The sequence below is a fragment of the Neorhizobium sp. BETTINA12A genome (genome assembly GCF_023006485.1).
Lineage (GTDB): Bacteria > Pseudomonadota > Alphaproteobacteria > Rhizobiales > Rhizobiaceae > Neorhizobium.
The window spans coordinates 1-1,104 of sequence record NZ_JALBGW010000339.1; the positions used below are offsets into that span (position 1 = coordinate 1).

Annotated in this window: 1 protein-coding gene; it reads right to left on the bottom strand. The window is 66.4% G+C overall.

Going from position 1 to position 1,104, the window contains the following annotated elements; all coding sequences use genetic code 11:
* Positions 1 to 1,104 (bottom strand): AAA family ATPase (locus MOV61_RS29990; RefSeq protein WP_247139187.1); only part of this gene is annotated, 1,104 nt, incomplete at both ends.

The following is a 1,104-nucleotide window of genomic DNA, read 5'->3' on the forward strand; positions in this document are numbered from 1 at the left end:
CGACGCGCACCTGCAGCATTTCGACGCTCGAGAGCTCGCTGATGTCGGGACGCAGCGCCGCGAGCTGTTCCGCCCACGGTTTCGGGTCGATCAACCGGCCGTCCGGTCCGTGGTCCCCCAACCGCCGCAGAACATCCTGCGCGTCCTCGATCTGCTGGCGCAGCTGCTTCAGGCTGCGGTCGAGCTCGTTGCCCTCCTCGACAAGCTTGCGGAGGCGCACGAGATCGGCATCGGCCGGCTGGGCGCGCTGAAGCTCTTCGAATTTGCCAAAACCAAGCCGGCGGGCCGACTGGACGATACGCTGGTCGAAATCGTCGACCTCGCCGCGCACCCGGGCGATATCTTCCCGCGCCTTGAGATAGGCGCCCTTATCCGCATGGGCGGCCAGGATCTTGGGCGCCGCGGCGATCAGCGCCTCATCGACATGCACGGCGCTGATCTCGTCGCGCAAACGCGATACCTCTGCCTCCGCAGCCTTGAGCGCTTCGGCGTTCTTATGCTCCGTCTCCAGAGCCGCGGCCAGGCGTTCCTCGAAGCCCGCCGGCAGCACAGCCAGCGCTTCGTATTGCGTGAGCAGTTCCCGCTCGCGGTCGATCTCCCGCAGCACCGGTTCCAGCCGCAGCAGTGTCCGCAAGCGATCGAGGGCGCGCTTGGTTTCCTGCCGCTCGGCCTGCACGGCGGCGAGATCGGTTTCGATCTCGGCCTGTTCGGCGAGCAGCTTTTTCCAGTCGCCGGATTTCAGCTCGTTGTCGCGTTCGGCCTTGCGGGCTTCGTCATGGCTGTCGAGCACCTGATAGAACGAGCGATCTTTGGAGCGACGCGGCGCATAGATGCCGTCGGCTTCCGCATCCAACGACTTGCGCAGGTCCGAAAGTCCGGTCAGGCCGGAGGCCGCGGAAAACAGCAGGCTGCCGATCTCACCGCCGCTTTTCAGCATCGTCTCGCCACCGGCCCTGAGCGACGCGGAATCGAGCCCGAAGGCGCGTTCGAACACGTCGCGGGACAGGGTGCCGAGGAACGGCGCCAGGGCATCCTCGGCCAGGGCCTCTTCCGTCTCATTGGCGGCGAGCAGCGTATTCTTGCGGCCTCGGCGGCGGCGGAATT